At 67.5% G+C, this 16,095-nt stretch carries 17 protein-coding genes and 2 pseudogenes; 9 read left to right on the plus strand and 10 right to left on the minus strand.

What is annotated here, in order from left to right; all coding sequences use genetic code 11:
• Window positions 1–420 precede the first annotated feature (420 nt).
• Window positions 421–918: pseudogene (locus ABH933_RS22950) on the minus strand (hypothetical protein); the annotation flags it as partial.
• 3 nt (window positions 919–921) lie between these two features.
• Window positions 922–2,181, minus strand: a complete 1,260-nt coding sequence (locus ABH933_RS22955) for a molybdopterin-dependent oxidoreductase (RefSeq protein WP_429420201.1) — start codon at window positions 2,179–2,181, stop codon at window positions 922–924.
• Window positions 2,182–2,860: 679 nt separating this feature from the next.
• On the opposite strand from ABH933_RS22955, the gene ABH933_RS22960 reads away from it, so the two are divergent.
• From ABH933_RS22960 to ABH933_RS22970, 3 genes are all read left to right on the plus strand, one after another.
• Entirely contained in the window at window positions 2,861–3,502 is a 642-nt protein-coding gene (locus ABH933_RS22960; protein WP_429419869.1) for a TetR/AcrR family transcriptional regulator, read from the plus strand.
• Window positions 3,503–3,709: 207 nt separating this feature from the next.
• The gene (locus ABH933_RS22965; RefSeq protein ID WP_429419867.1) at window positions 3,710–4,375 is read left to right on the plus strand and encodes a peroxiredoxin-like family protein; all 666 of its coding nucleotides are present in this window, start codon (window positions 3,710–3,712) and stop codon (window positions 4,373–4,375) included.
• A gap of 267 nt (window positions 4,376–4,642) precedes the next feature.
• Complete coding sequence (locus tag ABH933_RS22970; protein WP_429419865.1) at window positions 4,643–4,810, plus strand: hypothetical protein; 168 nt, start codon at window positions 4,643–4,645, stop codon at window positions 4,808–4,810.
• 40 nt (window positions 4,811–4,850) lie between these two features.
• Here ABH933_RS22970 and ABH933_RS22975 read toward each other — a convergent pair whose 3' ends face one another.
• From ABH933_RS22975 to ABH933_RS22985, 3 genes are all read right to left on the minus strand, one after another.
• Window positions 4,851–6,314, minus strand: coding sequence for a catalase (locus tag ABH933_RS22975; RefSeq protein ID WP_429419863.1), 1,464 nt, complete (start codon window positions 6,312–6,314; stop codon window positions 4,851–4,853).
• A gap of 25 nt (window positions 6,315–6,339) precedes the next feature.
• A complete protein-coding gene (locus ABH933_RS22980; protein WP_429419861.1) occupies window positions 6,340–6,978 on the minus strand; it encodes an HD domain-containing protein in 639 nt (212 codons plus the stop codon).
• Window positions 6,979–7,085: 107 nt separating this feature from the next.
• A complete protein-coding gene (locus ABH933_RS22985; RefSeq protein ID WP_429419859.1) occupies window positions 7,086–8,027 on the minus strand; it encodes a LysR family transcriptional regulator in 942 nt (313 codons plus the stop codon).
• 70 nt (window positions 8,028–8,097) lie between these two features.
• Here ABH933_RS22985 and ABH933_RS22990 point away from each other — a divergent pair, with 70 nt between their 5' ends.
• The gene (locus ABH933_RS22990) at window positions 8,098–8,565 is read left to right on the plus strand and encodes a hypothetical protein (protein WP_429419856.1); all 468 of its coding nucleotides are present in this window, start codon (window positions 8,098–8,100) and stop codon (window positions 8,563–8,565) included.
• A complete protein-coding gene (locus tag ABH933_RS22995; protein WP_429419854.1) occupies window positions 8,562–9,458 on the plus strand; it encodes an SDR family NAD(P)-dependent oxidoreductase in 897 nt (298 codons plus the stop codon). The genes ABH933_RS22990 and ABH933_RS22995 overlap by 4 nt, the downstream gene beginning before the upstream one ends.
• Here the strand turns inward: ABH933_RS22995 and ABH933_RS23000 are convergent.
• From ABH933_RS23000 to ABH933_RS23020, 5 genes and pseudogenes are all read right to left on the minus strand, one after another.
• A pseudogene (locus ABH933_RS23000) lies at window positions 9,446–9,919 on the minus strand (pirin family protein); the annotation flags it as partial. The gene ABH933_RS22995 and the pseudogene ABH933_RS23000 sit on opposite strands and share 13 nt — an antisense overlap.
• 36 nt (window positions 9,920–9,955) lie before the next feature.
• Window positions 9,956–10,426, minus strand: coding sequence for an ester cyclase (locus tag ABH933_RS23005; protein WP_429419852.1), 471 nt, complete (start codon window positions 10,424–10,426; stop codon window positions 9,956–9,958).
• 104 nt (window positions 10,427–10,530) lie between these two features.
• Window positions 10,531–11,172: a TetR/AcrR family transcriptional regulator gene (locus ABH933_RS23010; RefSeq protein WP_429419850.1), complete on the minus strand. Its 642-nt coding sequence runs from the start codon at window positions 11,170–11,172 to the stop codon at window positions 10,531–10,533.
• 41 nt (window positions 11,173–11,213) lie between these two features.
• Window positions 11,214–11,855, minus strand: a complete 642-nt coding sequence (locus ABH933_RS23015) for an AsnC family transcriptional regulator (RefSeq protein ID WP_429419847.1) — start codon at window positions 11,853–11,855, stop codon at window positions 11,214–11,216.
• The gene (locus ABH933_RS23020; protein ID WP_429455084.1) at window positions 11,752–12,156 is read right to left on the minus strand and encodes an AsnC family protein; all 405 of its coding nucleotides are present in this window, start codon (window positions 12,154–12,156) and stop codon (window positions 11,752–11,754) included. The genes ABH933_RS23015 and ABH933_RS23020 overlap by 104 nt, the downstream gene beginning before the upstream one ends.
• Here ABH933_RS23020 and ABH933_RS23025 point away from each other — a divergent pair.
• The 4 genes from ABH933_RS23025 (at window position 12,049) to ABH933_RS23040 (ending at window position 16,094) form a co-directional block, all read left to right on the plus strand.
• On the plus strand, window positions 12,049–13,560 hold the full coding sequence (locus ABH933_RS23025; protein WP_429419843.1) for an amidohydrolase: 1,512 nt from the start codon (window positions 12,049–12,051) through the stop codon (window positions 13,558–13,560). The two genes, ABH933_RS23020 and ABH933_RS23025, sit on opposite strands and share 108 nt — an antisense overlap.
• A gap of 153 nt (window positions 13,561–13,713) precedes the next feature.
• Window positions 13,714–14,199, plus strand: coding sequence for a TetR/AcrR family transcriptional regulator (locus ABH933_RS23030; protein ID WP_429419841.1), 486 nt, complete (start codon window positions 13,714–13,716; stop codon window positions 14,197–14,199).
• A gap of 138 nt (window positions 14,200–14,337) precedes the next feature.
• Window positions 14,338–14,715, plus strand: coding sequence for an FAD-dependent oxidoreductase (locus tag ABH933_RS23035; RefSeq protein ID WP_429420199.1), 378 nt, complete (start codon window positions 14,338–14,340; stop codon window positions 14,713–14,715).
• A 734-nt stretch (window positions 14,716–15,449) separates the two neighbouring features.
• A complete protein-coding gene (locus ABH933_RS23040) occupies window positions 15,450–16,094 on the plus strand; it encodes a DUF2267 domain-containing protein (protein WP_429419839.1) in 645 nt (214 codons plus the stop codon).
• Window position 16,095 lies beyond the last annotated feature (1 nt).

Below are 16,095 nucleotides of genomic sequence, written 5' to 3' on the forward strand. Positions count from 1 at the left end.
CTGTTCCCTACCGTCGAAACTCATCCACTTATCAACTGCAACAACAAGTTCGGTCTTCGTGGCGTGGACGTGCCGCTCGCGCGGCTACCACTGCCCACTTGTTCAGACACCTCGGACGCAATTCCGTGACGCCCCATTGAAGTTCGAGCCGAGCGATGGGTTGGGGCCTCCGCGGACGGCCTGGGGACTGCTACTCCGGGCTGAGCCGGGGAGGGCTATGCGATCCGCCACCGGTGCGGCCGCGATCTGTCAACGGGGCCGAAAGGCTCGCTGCATCCGTCGCTGCGCGGCCCATGCCAGGTTGCGTGTACCGGCCCGCCAGCGCCGCGCGCTGGTCATGGCCCGGAAGCGTTTCGTCCTGGGCTGGACTGGCCGTCGGCGGCCGCGATGTCTTGCCCACGTTGTTGCATGCGGTTGCTCGCGGGATCGCCCTCGCCCGCGGCGCCGCTTGGACGCGGTGAATGAGGCGATGGCGTAGGCCGATGCGCTCAGGGCGTACAGGACGGCGGTGATGACGAGCCATCGGGAAAGGAACGGTTGTTGAGTCAGGCCTGTCGCATTGTGGTAGGCGGTCGCGCCTTGTTCGATGATGCCCGGAAAAAAGAGCAGCAGCAGTAGTCCGGCAGCGAGGGTGGGGATGCGCAGGTAGTTCGTCGCAGGTATCCGATGGCCGCGGGTCGGTTTGGGCACGAGGCGGTCGGCAAGCGTGTACAGCGGAAAGAGAATCAGATCGTGGCCGATGATCGCGACGGCAAACCAGACGATGATCGACTGCCACCACACGTTCGGGTTGAACAGCTGGCGCAGGCCGAGGGTGTATACGGCGTACGCACCGAGCGCGAGGGAGGCGAGTAGGACGAGCAGGTGCAGTGGGTGCGCGCCGTAGACGGACTTGCTGAACGCGATCAGGCGTCGCATCAGTCAGCTCCGGAATTCGATTGAGCGCACCCATTTGGTGCAGTGCACGCCGGGCAGCGCGGGGACGATGATTCGGGCCGGATAACCGTGATCGAGGGACAGCTCGGCCCCGTTGACGCGAAAAGCGAGTAGCGAATCGGGGTTGAGCACCTGGTTGCGGTGCAGCGCCGCACTACCGAAAGGGCCCCCCTGTTCCAGCGACGACACGATTGCGGAACCGGGTGTGGGGACGCCAGCGTGCTGAGCCAGGTCGGCGAGGCGGATGCCGGTCCAGGTTTGCACGGTCGACCATCCTTCGACGCATGCGATCGGCAGGTCGACAGTGTGCTGGGGCATCGCGGCGAGTGCGGATTTGTCGAGATCGAGTGGGACCGGACCACCGCGCAGTTCCAGGCGCCAGGCGGGGCCGGTGGCCGCCGGGTCGATTCTCGCGACGACGGCGGTGCGGTTGACCTGGAAGTCGTTGGGCCCATTGCCGTAGCTGCGGCCGCGCGGCACCAGGAGCGCGGCTCGCCGGGTGATGCCGCCCAGGGTCTGTCCGGCGGTGAGGACCGCGACCAGCGTAGAGCCACCCGCGACGAGGGCCAGTGCGCCGCGGCGGCTCAGGGTGGCAGGCATCGGATCCGCAGCGACGAGACCGTCGGCGTCGCGGGGTTCGGGCTCGGTGTCGGCGCGGGAGGTGGACAGCACGCTGCGCAGGGTGCGCGATCGCAGACTGGAAATCATCTTCGGCAATTTGATCGCGACGTGGGCGACGAACCCGGCGATGAACACCCAGGCCCCGAAGTAGTGTGCGGTGTAGAAGCTGAATCCGAAGATGTAGTCGTACTGGATATTCAGTACGCCGGTGACGATTTCGAACAGGATCCCACCGACGAGCATCAGCAGCGAGACTCGTTCGATGACCTGGGCGATCGAGCGTGCGGGCGGCCAGGCGAACAACCGGGGGATCACCGACCACAGTTTCGCCAGCACCACCGGGATGATCACCAATCCCAGCCCCACATGCAGACCCTGGGTCAACCTGTACAGCCACGACGGCCGCGATGGCCAGTCGAAGGTGGGAAGTGTCAACCAGCCGACGTGGCCCGGGATGGCCTGTCCCAATCCGGGGCCGTAGGCGATGTAGGACAACAAACCGGTGATGGCGATGATCGGTAGCACCACCAACAACACCAGGCCGAACACCGAGGTCAACCACGGACCGCGCAGCGGGCTGCGCCACCGGATCCGGTCGAATCCCGGCGGCGGATTCTTCGCCATGAACCGCCACGCCGCCGACGGGAATCCGTACGACCCGGACTCCGTTTCCGTCGCCGTGTCCTCGGCCACGGGACCGGTCTCACGCTGAGGTCGTGCCGGTGGCGGGTCGGAGGAGGTCGTCACGGGAAAACACCCCTTCTGCTGGTATGGGCGACCGTTGTCGAAGTCGAGTGTTCCCGGGTACAGCAGCGCGGTCGAGGCCAACCGACGGCAATTCACAAATCCGTGATCACTCGGCCGGCCGGCTGTGTCGATTCCCGGCGGGGCGGCCGATGAGCTGTCCGAACATGATTGTCTGCATGCGGCGTGGGGTGAGGTACTTGCCGATAAAGTCGCTGATTCTGTTCATGCTGCCGGGGACGACCAGGGGTTTGCGTCCCAGGCTGCGCAGGGCGTTGGTGACGACCTTGCCGGGCGCCGATGCCCGCCGAAGCCCCGGTCACCAGCGCATAGGAACCGTAACGCCTCTGCAGGCTCTTCATGGAAACACACCTTCGACGACCGTTTTTGGCTTTAATAATCCATATTATGATTCGCCAAAAATGGAATGTCAATTCCATAAATTGATATATGCAGTGGCACGGGAAGGGGTGAGGTCGGCTCCGCAGGCCCCGCCGGGGGCGCGGTTGACACTTCGGCATGTTGGATCAACTGATCCAAATTCGCTATCGTGGAGCTCGTGAGCAGTGCAAAGACCCGGCGCCTGACGCCGAAGGGTGAGCAGACACGACAGCGGATCCTGGTGGCGGCCGCGCAGCTGATGTTCGAGCGCGGCGTCGCCGCCACGACCGTCGAGGATGTGCGCGATGCGGCCGGAGCGAGCAGCTCGCAGGTCTACCACTACTTCACTGACAAGAATGCGCTGATCCGCGCGGTGATCGCCTACCAGAGCGACACCATCGTCGGCGGGCAGGAATCCATGTTCGCGCGGCTCGACACTATCGAGGGATTCCGAGCCTGGCGTGACTTTCTCGTCGCGCATCAGCGGCGGATGCATTGCCGGGGCGGCTGCCCACTCGGCTCCCTGGGCAGCGAACTGGCCGAGCTCAACCCCGCCGCCCGCACCGACATCGCCGCGGCGTTCCATCGCTGGGAATCCGGAGTGCGCTCGGGACTACGCGCCATGGCCGCCGACGGCCGCCTCGACCCCACCGCCGACCCGGACAAACTCGCCACCACCACCCTGGCCGCCTTACAGGGAGCGTTGCTGCTGACCCAGCTGCACCGCGACACCGCGCCGCTGGAAACGTCGCTGGACACGATCATCGACCACATCGCCTCGCTAGCCCGCCCCGCTCCGGGCGACACCGCCACCTCCTGACGACTCCCAGCGCCCTTCTCGGTTGCTCACCCCGCGGTGGCGACCACCACCGGCCGCCGCACGGCACGGCACGGCACCTACAAATTGGATTTGATATTCCATTTTTTGTTGAGTAGGACTGGATTAGCGGATCCGATTCACATCCGCCGGCAACCACTCCGATCGGGTGACGCCTCCTGCTCGCTTCCCACTTGGAAAGGGACCGATGTGACCAGCACGAACCCCACCATCGCCGCGCGTATCGACCTGATGCACGAGTCCACGGCCCATCAACTCCCCGAACCGGCTCTGGCCGCTTTCGCCGCCGAACAAGCTCGCCTCACCAGCGACGGATTCCCCGACCACGTCGCGAAACCAGGCACTGCGATGCCCGACGCCGACCTGCTCGACGTCAACGGCAACCCCACCACCCTGCACGCCGCCCTGGCCGGGCGCCCCGCGGTCATTGTCACCTACCGCGGCGCCTGGTGCCCCTACTGCAACCTGGCACTGCGCGCCTACCAAGAACAGTTGGTACCCGCCCTCGCCGATCGCGGCATCGGGCTGATCGCGCTGAGCCCGCAGAAACCCGATGGCTCGCTGACCATGGCACAGAAGAACGAACTGACTTTCACCGTCCTGTCCGATCCGGGCAACCAGGTCGCCCGAGCGCTGGGCATCCTCACCGCCCCCACCGAGGAAGTGCGCGCGGCCCAGCGAACACTGGGCCTGGACCTGTCGAAGATCAACGCCGACAACGGATACGACCTGCCGATGCCGACCGTCTTGATCGTTGACGCCGACAAGACGATCCGCTGGATCGACGTCCACCCCAACTACGCCACCCGCACCGAAACCAGCGACATCCTCACCGCACTCGACCTCCACGACTGAGAACCTGACAGGCGGGACGACCGTCGTGCTGACCGGCACCGCCCGGTGCGACTGCGGTGAGTTCCGGTGGCACACCGGCGACTTCGTTCACCGTGAACTCGTCGACGCAGATCACCGCCGTCGCCCCCGCAGGGACGGTGTCGGTCACGGTCACCACAGCCGCGGTTCCACCTGTCGGGTGGTCCGACGGAATACCGGCCGCAGCAGTCAACTCCGGCCGCCGCCTGGAGCTTGCTGCCGCGGCCGACCGAGCCGATGCTGAATCGGTTGCTCGACTTGGAGTCCGGACAGCGCGAAGCGGTGGTCGCCGCGGACAGCCAGGGCATTGCGGATGTCGCCCGGTTCGCACAGGATGCCGTCGACAGCGATACCGCCGAAGTGGCGGTACTGGTCGCCGACGAGTGGCAGCCCCACGCGCGGCGGGCCACGCGGTGATCAGGCTCGATCTTCGCGCAGCCGGGTAGAGCGCACACCCTCACAGTATTCCGAGCTCCGCACAGGCTTTTCGAACGCCGGCACCGTAGTCGGTGTCGGCCCGCGCACAGTTCTCGATGTGCTTCTCGATCGTGCCGGGCCGGGCGCCCGTGATGGCGCGGGCCGTGTTGTCGAACAGCGCCTGCTGCTGGTCGGGACTCATCGCGCGGAACAGATCACCCGGCTGGGTGAAATAGTCGTCGTCGTCCGCGCGGAAGTCGAAATGGGCTGCCGTCGAGCCGATTTCCTGTGGTGGATCGGTGTATGCGGGCTGATCGGCCCAGCGGCCGAAGTTGTTCGGCTCGATACCCGGTACGCCACCCTGATTGCCGTCGACCCGCATGGCACCGTCGCGGTGGTAGGTGTTGACCAGTGTGGCCGCACGCGGGTAGTTGACCGGGATCTGGTGATGATTCACCCCGAGCCGGTATCGGGCGGCGTCACCGTAGGCGAACAGGCGGCCCTGCAGCATCTTGTCCGGACTGAACGAGATGCCGGGGATCAGGTTGGCCGGTGTGAACGCGGCCTGCTCGACGTCGGCGAAGTAGTTGCCGGGGTTGCGGTTCAGCTCGAACTCACCGACCTCGAGCAACGGATAGTCCTGCTTGCTCCAGACCTTGGTGAGATCGAACGGGTGGAAGCGGTAGGTCGCGGCGTCGGCCTCGGGCATGATCTGCACGAACAGCGACCATTTCGGGAAGTCGCCGCGTTCGATGGCCTCGTAGAGATCGCGGCCGTGCGACTCGCGGTCGTGGGCGATGATGTTCGCCGCTTCCGCATCGGTGAGGTTCGCGATGCCCTGGTGGGTGCGGAAGTGGAATTTCACCCAGTGCCGTTCACCGACCTCGTTGATGAGACTGAAGGTGTGCGAGCCGAAGCCGTGCATGTGCCGATACGACTTGGGGATACCCCGGTCGCTCATGATGATCGTCACCTGGTGCAGCGACTCCGGGAGATTCGTCCAGAAGCCCCAATTGTTCTCCGGGTCACGAAGATTGGTGCGCGGGTCCCGCTTGACCGCTCGGTTCAGGTCCGGGAATTTCAGTGGGTCGCGGAAGAAGAAGACAGGTGTGTTGTTCCCGACGACGTCCCAGTTCCCCTGCGAGGTATAGAACCGCAGGGCGAAGCCGCGAATGTCCCGTTCCGCGTCGGCTGCGCCGCGTTCTCCAGCGACGGTGGAGAATCGGGCGAACATCTCGCATTCGTTGCCGACGCTGCCGAAGAGCGCCGCCTTCGTATAGCGGGAGATGTCGTGGGTGACCCGGAAGGTGCCGAAGGCCCCGGATCCCTTGGCGTGCATGCGGCGTTCGGGGATGACCTCCCGATCGAAGTGCGCGAGTTTCTCGAGCAGCCACAGGTCCTGCAGTAGCAGCGGACCGCGCGGTCCGGCACTGAGACTGTTCTGATTGTCGGCGACCGGGGCGCCGGCTGCGGTGGTCAACGGATCGGTGTTCTCGTCGAACATTGTGTCGGTCCTTTCTGATTGTCGATTATTCCGGCCAGGCGCTGTCGCGGATGATGTCGACGAAGTCCTGGCGGACGAAAGTCGGATCGAAATGGGCGAGGACGTCGTCGTTCATGGTGCCGAACGTCGTGTCGGGGCGGTCGGCCATGCCTTCGTTGAACGCCCGCAGAATCCTGTTCTTGAAGTCCGGTCGGGGATGCGCGGCCAGTACCTCGGCGCGCTGCGCGGCGGTGATCTCGTCGAGATCGAGTCCGAGAACATCGGTTTCGACCCCCAGCGTTACCACGGCCACCTCGGGCGGAAGGTGGTGCGGCACTTCGGGTGTGGTGTGCAAGGCGATCGCCAGCCAGACGTCGCGGGCCTCGCGCTCCGAACGGCCGTGGCGCAGCAGGAAACTCCGTGCCGCCTCCGCGCCGTCAAGCTCGAATCGGCGGGTCTTGTCGGCGTAAGCCGATACCAGCCCGAGGTCGTGGAAAAGTCCTCCCACATAAGCCAATTCGGGATCGACATCGAGTCCGCGCGCCGCGGCCTTCAGCGAACCCCACAGATACACCCGACGGGAATGGTTGTAGAGCGTCTCGTCGACGGCCTGCCGCACGATCTCGGTGGCCTCGTGTACGAGGTCGGTCTCGGGGACGACGACCCCGCCGATGAATTCTGACATTCTCAACTCCTGGTTCAGTTGTCGAATCGACAGCTCCCAGTGTTGTCACCGAGTTCACCGGCGGACACTGCTCAGACCGACCGGTACCCCACAGATCCGGACCTGCGTCAGTCGTCGATGGGGCTGCGACGACCACCGGCACCGGCGGGGTCGACCGCGACGGCGCGCAGGGTTTCGGCCAGGCGGGCGACCGGCTCCGGTAGCGGGCCGGGCAGCCGGGCCAGCAACATCCGGCGTTGTTCGGCAGGACCGCCGTGGACGGGCAGGATCCGGACCCCGGGCGGCGCGACCGGCACGAGACCGGCCGGCACAGTGGTGATTCCGCAGCCCGCCGCGACGAGGTTCAGTTTCGCGAGCCAGTCACCAACGGTGTGCACGACGGTGGGCCGCTCGTCGAGACCCGGCCAGGTACCCATCCCGCCGTCGCTGCGGGGTCCCGCGATCCACGACTGGCCGCGGAGGTCGGCGGCATCGATGTGGTCGCCCCGGGCGAGCGGGTGCTCGGCCGGGACGGCGATGCGCAGGCCGCGTTCGGTGAGGACCTGCACCTGCAGCGCGGGAGTCTCGGCGTCGAGCGGACGATACGGCGGCGCCGAGGACACCACCGCGAGATCCACGGTGCCCGCGCGTAAGGCGCGGATCAGCGCGGGGGTGCCGCCTTCCCGGCCCAGCACGGTGATGCCGGGATGGGTGTGCCGCAGGCGGGCCAGCGCGGTCGGCACCAGGCCGGCCCCGGCGCTGGCGAACCAGCCCAGCCGCACCGTCGCCCGCTCGTCGGGTAGCCCGGCCAATTCTCTTGCCGTGGCGTCGATCTGGTCGACCACGACCGCGGCGCGGCGGGCCACGATCCGGCCGGCAGGGGTCAGGCGGACCCCGTCGTGACGGCGCTGCACGAGCGGTACACCCGCCGCGCGTTCGAGGGCGGCGATCTGCCGCGACACCGCGGACTGGGTGTAGCCGAGCGCCGCGGCGGCCGCGGTGAGCGTGCCCCGCTCGGCCACCTCCCGGAACACCCGCAACGCGGTCAACGACGCCGCCGTGAAGGTCATGATATTTACGCATACCACAGATGCGTATTTCTCGCTTTCGACATGACCGGTGGGCTTCTAGCGTCAAGGCATGAGTTCCGCAGGGCATCAGCGCTCGCCGATCGTGTTCGACGACATCCATTTCGCATTCCGCACCTACGATCCGTGGTCGGCCGACGCACAGTCCAAGACCGCCAACGTGCTGTTCGCCGTCGAAGCGACCCGCCGCTGGGCCGCCGACGGCATCACCGCCAACGCCGTCATGCCGGGCGCGATCTACACGAATCTGCAGCGGCACACCGGCGGTCGCGGCAGCGGCCTGGTCCCGCCGGAGCTGATCAAGTCGATACCGCAGGGTGCGGCCACCTCGGTCCTGCTGGCCACCGCACCGCAGCTGGCCGGTGTCGGCGGTCGGTACTTCGCCGACTGCAATGAGAGCGAGACCGTCGACCGGCGCACCGGCACCCTGCACGGTGTCGCGCGCTACGCGCTGGATCCCGATGGCGCGCAACACTTGTGGGAGCTGTCGGAGAAGACGGTCACCGAGGGGGCGAAATGAGCAGGGTCGCACTGGTCACCGGCGCCACCCAGGGTCTCGGGCTCGCGCTCGTCGAACTGCTGGCCCAGCGGACGGCTCCCGCCGACACCGTCTACCTCACCGGCCGCGATCACGACCGGGTGGCCGCCGCGGTGGCGGCCGTGCCCGCGGGCGGCGCCCAGGTGCGCGGGGAGATCCTCGACGTCACCGATCCGGGTGGCGCCGAACGCCTCGCGGACCTGCTGGTCGCGCGGCACGGCGGCGTCGACATCGTGTTCGGCAATGCCGTCATGCGAGTGGGACCCGACGACGACCCACGCACGATCGTGCGAGAGTACGCCGAGGTCAACAACTTCGGCACCACCCGGCTGCTGCGCGCCTTCGCGCCGATCCTGCGCGACGACGGCCGGTTGATCGTGGTGGCCAGCTCACTCGGCACGCTGCACCAACTCGCGCCGGTCCTGCACGACCGGTTCGACGGTGCGGCCACCCTCGACGAGGTCGACATCCAGGTCGGGCGGTGGGTCGAGGCAGTGGCCGACGGGAGCGCGCGGGCGGGAGCGTGGCCCGGCTTCGTCAATATCCCGTCCAAGATCGGTCAGGTCGCGGCCGTCCGCGCGCTCGCCGCGCAGCGCCGCGAAACCGACCGTGCCCGAGGCATTCTGATCGCCGCCGTGTGCCCCGGCATGATCAACACCCCCACCTCCGCCCTGTGGTGGGACGTGTCCGGCGCACCCACCCCCGCCCAGGCCGCGGTCGCACTCGTCGACCTGGCCCTCGAACCGGTGGATCCCGCCCAGTACGGCGAGCTGGTCCGGTACGGCTCGGTGCTCCCGTGGTCACCGTCAGCGGAACGCCGGCCGCTCGATGGCAACGCCCGGCATTCGTTCGCTGCGGTGACCTACGACGGCTGATCGATCTCGGTGACGATGGTGTACAGCTCGATGATCACACCGTTCGCGGTGCGAGCGATGTCCATGCCGCTCACCATCGGCGGCGCGCCGTCCGGCCCGTACCGGAAGGCCAGCTGGCCGATGTCGTCGAGTTCCACCGCGGGACCGGCGGCCCTGAACACCCAGCCCGGGTTTTCGGCGCGCAGTTCCGTGGCACGTCGTTCGAATTCCTTGCGCCCGAGGACCTTCCGGTCGGGCTCGTGCCACACCACATCGTCGGCATAGCTGTCGGCGATCACCGCGGCCCGGCGCCCCGGGTCCGGCTCGTTGAAGACGTCGAGCAGATTGCGCCGCATGAGCTCGGCCGGTGAAGGGGTCACAGCAGATCCTCCGGCGCTCATCCGCTGGGCCGGCCCGGGGTAGATCACGCCGTAGTTGCCGACCGAATCCTGGTGAACCAGTGCCCCTTCCAGGACCCAGGTCGGTCGGGCAACCGCCGCGTGATCAGGGCCGCGGGATCAGCCGACCGTGGTGGCCGATGCGGCTACGGCGGAGGCGAAGTCGGGCTGCACGCCGAGTTGGGCGAGCATGACGCTGACGCCGACGTAGCAGTTGAATTCCTTGATCTTGCCGTCCTCGAGGTACCAGAAGTCGGCGGTCGGAATGTCGAGCTTGGCGCCGGTCGGCTCGATGACCCCCGCGGGGGTCTGGAACGGGCCGGTGAAGGTGCCCTGGATGGACAACTCGACGGCGACGAGGTTGTCGTTCAGGACATGGAAGCGGTGCAGCTCGCGGTGGATGTCGGGCGCCAACTGTCCCATGAAGGTGACCAGGTCGCCCAGGTGTTCTCCCCGGTAGACCTCGCCGGCGACAACGTTGTTGAATACGCCGTCCGCGGTGAACAGGTCGGCGAAGCCCTGAACGTCGAGGACGTTGCCCTCGGCCGCGTGGTACGCCGCCCGGACCACTTCTTCTGCACTGATAGCCATGGTCTTGCTCTCCTCAAGAAACAAATCGAATGCTTGATTGAATTATTCACCGGCACAGGGAAAGATGTCAAGCAATCATTTGAATTGTTGCGCGACAGGCTATCTCAGACCTGGTCGGACTGCCACGAACCGCCGAGAAACGCACCCGCCACCACCGGGGCCAACCAGCGCTCGATCTGCCCCTGCGGCAACGCCGCCAGCTCCGCGCCGATCGGCGCCACCGCGAGCCAGTTCAATAGGCCCGCGGCACACCGCGTCCGGAACACCATCTCCGGCTCGTCGACCTCGGGCAGCCGCACCGACAGCACCCGAAGCACGTCCCGGCGCGACTGTTCGAACTTCGCATTCAGCCGTTCCCACCCCTCGGGAGGATCGATCCCGATCCGCGCCACCGTCCGCAGCACCGCCAGATCCCGGCCGCCCGCGGCGAACGCCCGAGCCATCGGCTGAGCGAACGCCGCAGCCAATTCCTCGACGGTCGCCGTGACATCCAGCGACCCGACCGCCTCGATCTGCGCGTCCAGATATCGTTCCAGCGCGTGCTCGATCGCCGCATCGCACAGGCCCCGCAGCGACCCGAAGTGATAACTGACCGCCGACACGTTCGCCTCCGCGGTGTCGGTGATCTCCCTCAGGGTCACCCCCTCGACCCCACGCTGTGCCAGCAGCTCGAGCGCCGCGGCCAGGAGTCTGTCGCGGGTGCGCCGGCCGGCCGCCCGACGCAGGTCCGTCCGTTCGGTCCCCATACGAGAACTCAAACAGTTGTTTGAGTTCTCTGTCAAGCTCATCAGCTGAGCACCGTGGACCAGGGCCGCGCGAGACCGGTGCGTTTGGCGGTCGCAAGAATCGGGGTGGTGTCGGTGGCGGTGATCGCACCCAATGCACCGATCGTGGTGACGAGGAAGTCGTTGTCGAGCCACAGCAGCGCTTCACTGTGCGCGCCCAGCAGTGCGGGATCGATCTCGGTGGCCAGGCGAACGACGTTGCCGCGCACCAGCGTATCGAGGCGGCGACGGGCGGCGAGCGCGGTGGTTCCGGCCCGGGCGGCGAGGTCGGTGTAGGTCATTCGGCAGTCCTCGGCGAGGGCCGCGATGAGCGTGCCGTCGATTGCGGCCGGTGCGGGCGCCGCCCGCACCGGTTCCGGGGCCAGCCGCGCGGCCTCCTCGGGGGTGAGCAGGCCCGCGTTCCAGCGCAGGGTCTCGGGGAACACCCGCAGCAGGGTGTGCGCGGTCCAGGAGTCCACGGCATCGGTCGCCGGCAAGTCCTGCAACAGCAGCGAGTTCCGGCGTTGCGGGCTGTCGAGGAAGAACACCGCGGATACCTCGTCACCGCCACCGAGAATGTCGACCCAGATCGTGTCCCGACGGCGGGCGAGCGCGGTCGCTACCTGACGAATTCTGTTGGGACGACACCGGATACGCAGTGCCATCGGAGCCGCACCGGGCACCGGCCGGATTGCGGACGACGGTGCCCCGCAGCGTCCGGTCGGCGTAGAGCGGAACCGCGCGCCGCACGACGGTTCGCTCGGACAGCCCCAGGCACTCGGCGACGACGCGCCACGAGGCTCGTGGCGAGGCAACCAGTGCGGCCGCGATTCGACGATCGGTCTCATCGAGCTCGCGGTGTCCGACGACCCGAAGGGGCTCGACGACCTGGCCGGAACCGACACCGAGATCCTGGATCTCCCCGGGTCCACGGTCCTGCCCTCGTTCGACGACACCCACACCCACCTGATCTTCGCCGCCCATGGCGCACACGATGTTCCGGTGCACGAAGCCCGCACGATCACCGAATTCCTGGACCTGATCCGGCAGCGGGCCGCGGTGACGCCCGCGGGCCAGTGGATCCGGACCACGACCAACTGGCAGGAGCTCAACCTCGCGGAACGGCGGATGCCGACCGCCGACGAGCTCGACCGCGCCACCGACCGGCATCCGGTCCTGGTCAAGCGCGGCGGCCACAACGATGTGGTCAACAACGTGGCATTGCGGCTGGCCGGCATCACCACCGACACCCCGGTCCCGCCGGGCGGTGTGATCGGCCGAGAGTCCGATGGCCGCTTGAGCGGCCGCCTGATCGACAGCGCGATGCCGCTGGTGGAACAGTTCGTTCCCGAGGAAGACGGCACTCAGCGCATCGACGGGCTACGTCTGGCCAGCCACGCGTACGCCGCGACCGGAATCGGCACCGTCCGCGATTGTGCGGTGTCGTTCGCCGACTACGACCTGCTCCGGGCCACCCGCGACCAGGCCATGCTCGGCACCCGCGTCCGCGCGTTGATCGCGGGGTTCGGACTGACCACGGCGACGTTACTGGACGAAGCACTCGACCGTATGGAGGAGCTGCGCTACTCCGCGGATCCGTGGCTTCAGGTGTGGGGCATGAAGTTCGGTATCGACGGCGGCCTCGAAGCCGGCGCGACCGAGGAGCCGTACGCGTGCGACCACAGCTACTCCGGCGCTCTGCTGTGGGAACCGGACGGCCTGGTCGACGCGGTGAACACCGTGGTTCGCCGCGGGTGGCGAGTCGGCACTCACGCCTACGGCGATCGTGCGGTACGCATCCTGCTGGACGTGTACGAGCGTGTGCTGCAAGACAATCCGGGCTTGGCCCCGCACAGCCTCGTGATCGAACACGGCGGGCTGGCCGGACCCGAACAGCGGGCACGAGCGGTGGCCCTGGGCATCCCGGTGACGATCCAGCAGCCGCTACTGCACGACACCGCCGAGGTCGAACGCGAATACTGGGGCCCGGAACGAGTGGCCGACCTGTTTCCGGCCCGCGGCTGGCTCGACCAGGGCGCCCTGGTCACCGGCGGCTCCGACTTCCCGGTCGGACAGTTCGGCGCCATGCGCTCGGTGTGGGGCATGATGACCCGCGAAACGGTCATCGGCGTCCAAGGCCCACACCACTCGATCACCTACGACGAGGCGGTCGCCCTGCACACCACGAACGCCGCGCGGTTGATGCGGGAGGAAAACCTCCGTGGCACAGTGAGTCCCGGCCGCCTCGCCGACCTCACGATCTGGGACCGCGACCCCGCCGCCGGCCCGGCCGAATCCCTGCGCGACCTCCAACCCAGCCACACCATCCTCGGCGGACACCTGGTGCACAGCCCCGATCGCAACAGCTGACCGGCACGATCTCGCAGATCGGTAGCGTTCGGCAGCAGGCTCCGGATCGGCTGCCGGGCGCTGCGGGAAACCGCAGCCCGCCATCCGCATCCCACTACTGCGCACTGCCCTGGTGGTACGACAATCAAGAGCGACGAACGACGTCGGGCCATCGTGGCCGCCGCGGTCGAATGCTTCGCGCAGAAGGGTTTCTACGGTACGACAACGCATGAGATAGCCGAGTGGGTCGGCATCTCTCAGCCGTATCTCTATCGGCTGTACCCGAACAAAGAAGCGTTGTTCGCTGCGGCGGTCGACCACGTGTCCGTCGTGATGACGGAAACCTTGGTCGCGCACTCGCCCGCGCCGGCTGGTGCCGGCGCGGCGTTGGATGCGGCGCGCGGCGCCTACGCTGCGCTCGTCGCGGACCGGACCATCCTGCGTTTCCTCATGCACGCGAACTGTGCCGCCGGTGAGCCGCTGGTAGGACAGGCCGTGCGTCGGTGCTACGCCAAGCAGGTCGACACCGTTCGGCAGCTGCTCGGTGACGACGACGCCGTGCGGCACTGGTTCGGCGCCGGAATGCTCGACAACGTGGTCGCCGTGCTGGGTCTGGCCGACATCGACGAGCCGTGGGCGCGCGTCCTCAGCGCCCGATGACCGATGCCGAGCGGATGCTGAGACCCGGCCACCACCGATGCCGCCGCCGCGACCGCCCGTGTCGCAGCCGAATTCGACGACTGAGCACCCGAACTCACCGCACTCATCACCGATGGCGAATCTGCGCCGGTGCCTCGCATGATCCACACCCTGCCCGACGGACATCACTGGGACCGCGTGCCCGGCGTGACGCTGCTCGGCGATGCCGCGCACCTGATGCCGCCCTCGGGCGACGGCGCGAACCTGGCGATGCTGGACGGCGCCGAACTCGCCCTCGCGATCGCCGCGCACCCGGGCGATATCGAGGCGGCGCTGACCGCCTACGAGACCGCGATGTTCGCGCGCGGCGCCGCGTTCTACGCCGACGCGTGGGAGGTGCTCGACCTCTGCCTCGGTGACCGCGCACCGTTCGGGCTCGTCGAGCTGTTCAGCTCGAGCCGCCACCGCTTCTCAGCGATTGTCGTCGAGCATGACGATGGTGAGGGCGCGCGGGCAGTAGCCGCGTGGCGACGGTGAAGCGACGGGACGAGCGCATCACCCAGGACGCGGCGGCCATACCGGCCGACTCGGCGGTCGGTGTCCGGCGTGCAGCCGTGGCCCGCGCGCGCAGGTGCACCAGGATCGAGGGAATATCGATGCGCACCGGACAGGCGTCGAAGCAGGCGCCGCACAGTGCGGATGCGTAAGGGAGCGAGGGGTTCTCGGCCGATCGGAGATTCCGTCCATCAGCCTTGATCTGTTATCACCGGACGGCGAGCATGGAGCCGAGCTCGGCCGTCACGCTCGTCGCCGGTTTGCCTGTCGCTCCTGGCTCGAGCCAGGAGCACATACCTCGGCTTCGTCGGCCGAATGGGAGTGCGACGACCCCACCGAGCGTCGTTGCTCGATCTCGGTCACACCTCGTTGTGCATCCGCAGGGGTTGCATCCGTCTGTCAACGGGCACTGCACTCGGCGGTGACATCTTCGGAGCGAGATGCTGTCCGCCGACATCTTCGAGTCTCCTTGGCTGAGCAATCGGCACGCATCCGTAAAAGTACGGGACCACCTACCCGCTTTTCCCCATCGCAGCGACGGGCACCGCACGATGGGTACAGCATGATCACACCCGCCGATCACCCGGTTTCAATGGTTGGACCAGCAGGTTCCATATCCAAGTTCTGGAGGACACGGATCGTGAAGGGCTTGTCGCGTCCGGGCCCGGGACCTGTGGCTCTAGGTGGGGATCCCCCCGCGGCCGACGATGGCAGGCATGTCTCACCACAACGACCCCTTCGCACCCGCCCTACATACCGCTCATCAGTGGCTCAACACCGTCGCCGAGAGCATCGGCACCGACGACCGCCGGTTCGCGTATCGCGTGCTGCGTGCCTGGCTGCACGCGGTCCGGGACCGGATCGGCGTGATCGATTCCGCCCATCTCGCCGCACAGTTGCCCGAATTGCTGCGGGGCGTCTACTACGAGAACTGGGTGCCCGCTCACGTACCCGCCGGTCACCGCACCGCCACGTTCGTCGCACAGTTCGCCCACGACGCCGACGTCGGGCAGGACCAGGTCACAGCGCTGGCAAGCGCCGTCACGGACGCGCTGAACACCCTGTGCTCCCCCGGACAGCTCGACCACGTCTTCACCGTGCTACCCGTTCACCTGCGAGATCTGCTGCGTGGCGACGCCAAATACGTCCCGGAGACGGCGCCACCCATCGAGCCCGCCCACTCGCTGGACCACAAGCTGCGGGTACTCGGCGACGCGGTGGCCGCGCTGGCCCGGGGACTCGAGGAGGTTCCGGCCTTCAACACCGCGGCGAACAGGCCGTCGATTGCCGCGCAGTACGCGCACCGCATCCTCCTGGCCGAGGGACTGACGACCTCGCCCGACACCACACCCGCGGGGTGAA

This window comes from Nocardia sp. GP40 (assembly GCF_050434125.1).
Taxonomy (GTDB): Bacteria; Actinomycetota; Actinomycetes; order Mycobacteriales; family Mycobacteriaceae; genus Nocardia; species Nocardia albiluteola.

Excerpts from the sequence above, each read along its gene's own strand:
- ABH933_RS22955 (WP_429420201.1), bottom strand. The coding sequence starts at position 2,181 with ATGGCGAAGAATCCGCCGCCGGGATTCGACCGGATCCGGTGGCGCAGC.
- ABH933_RS22975 (WP_429419863.1), bottom strand. The coding sequence starts at position 6,314 with ATGTTCGACGAGAACACCGATCCGTTGACCACCGCAGCCGGCGCCCCG.
- ABH933_RS22980 (WP_429419861.1), bottom strand. The coding sequence starts at position 6,978 with ATGTCAGAATTCATCGGCGGGGTCGTCGTCCCCGAGACCGACCTCGTA.
- ABH933_RS22985 (WP_429419859.1), bottom strand. The coding sequence starts at position 8,027 with ATGACCTTCACGGCGGCGTCGTTGACCGCGTTGCGGGTGTTCCGGGAG.
- ABH933_RS22990 (WP_429419856.1), top strand. The coding sequence starts at position 8,098 with ATGAGTTCCGCAGGGCATCAGCGCTCGCCGATCGTGTTCGACGACATC.
- ABH933_RS22995 (WP_429419854.1), top strand. The coding sequence starts at position 8,562 with ATGAGCAGGGTCGCACTGGTCACCGGCGCCACCCAGGGTCTCGGGCTC.
- ABH933_RS23005 (WP_429419852.1), bottom strand. The coding sequence starts at position 10,426 with ATGGCTATCAGTGCAGAAGAAGTGGTCCGGGCGGCGTACCACGCGGCC.
- ABH933_RS23010 (WP_429419850.1), bottom strand. The coding sequence starts at position 11,172 with ATGGGGACCGAACGGACGGACCTGCGTCGGGCGGCCGGCCGGCGCACC.
- ABH933_RS23015 (WP_429419847.1), bottom strand. The coding sequence starts at position 11,855 with ATGGCACTGCGTATCCGGTGTCGTCCCAACAGAATTCGTCAGGTAGCG.
- ABH933_RS23035 (WP_429420199.1), top strand. The coding sequence starts at position 14,338 with ATGATCCACACCCTGCCCGACGGACATCACTGGGACCGCGTGCCCGGC.
- ABH933_RS23040 (WP_429419839.1), top strand. The coding sequence starts at position 15,450 with ATGTCTCACCACAACGACCCCTTCGCACCCGCCCTACATACCGCTCAT.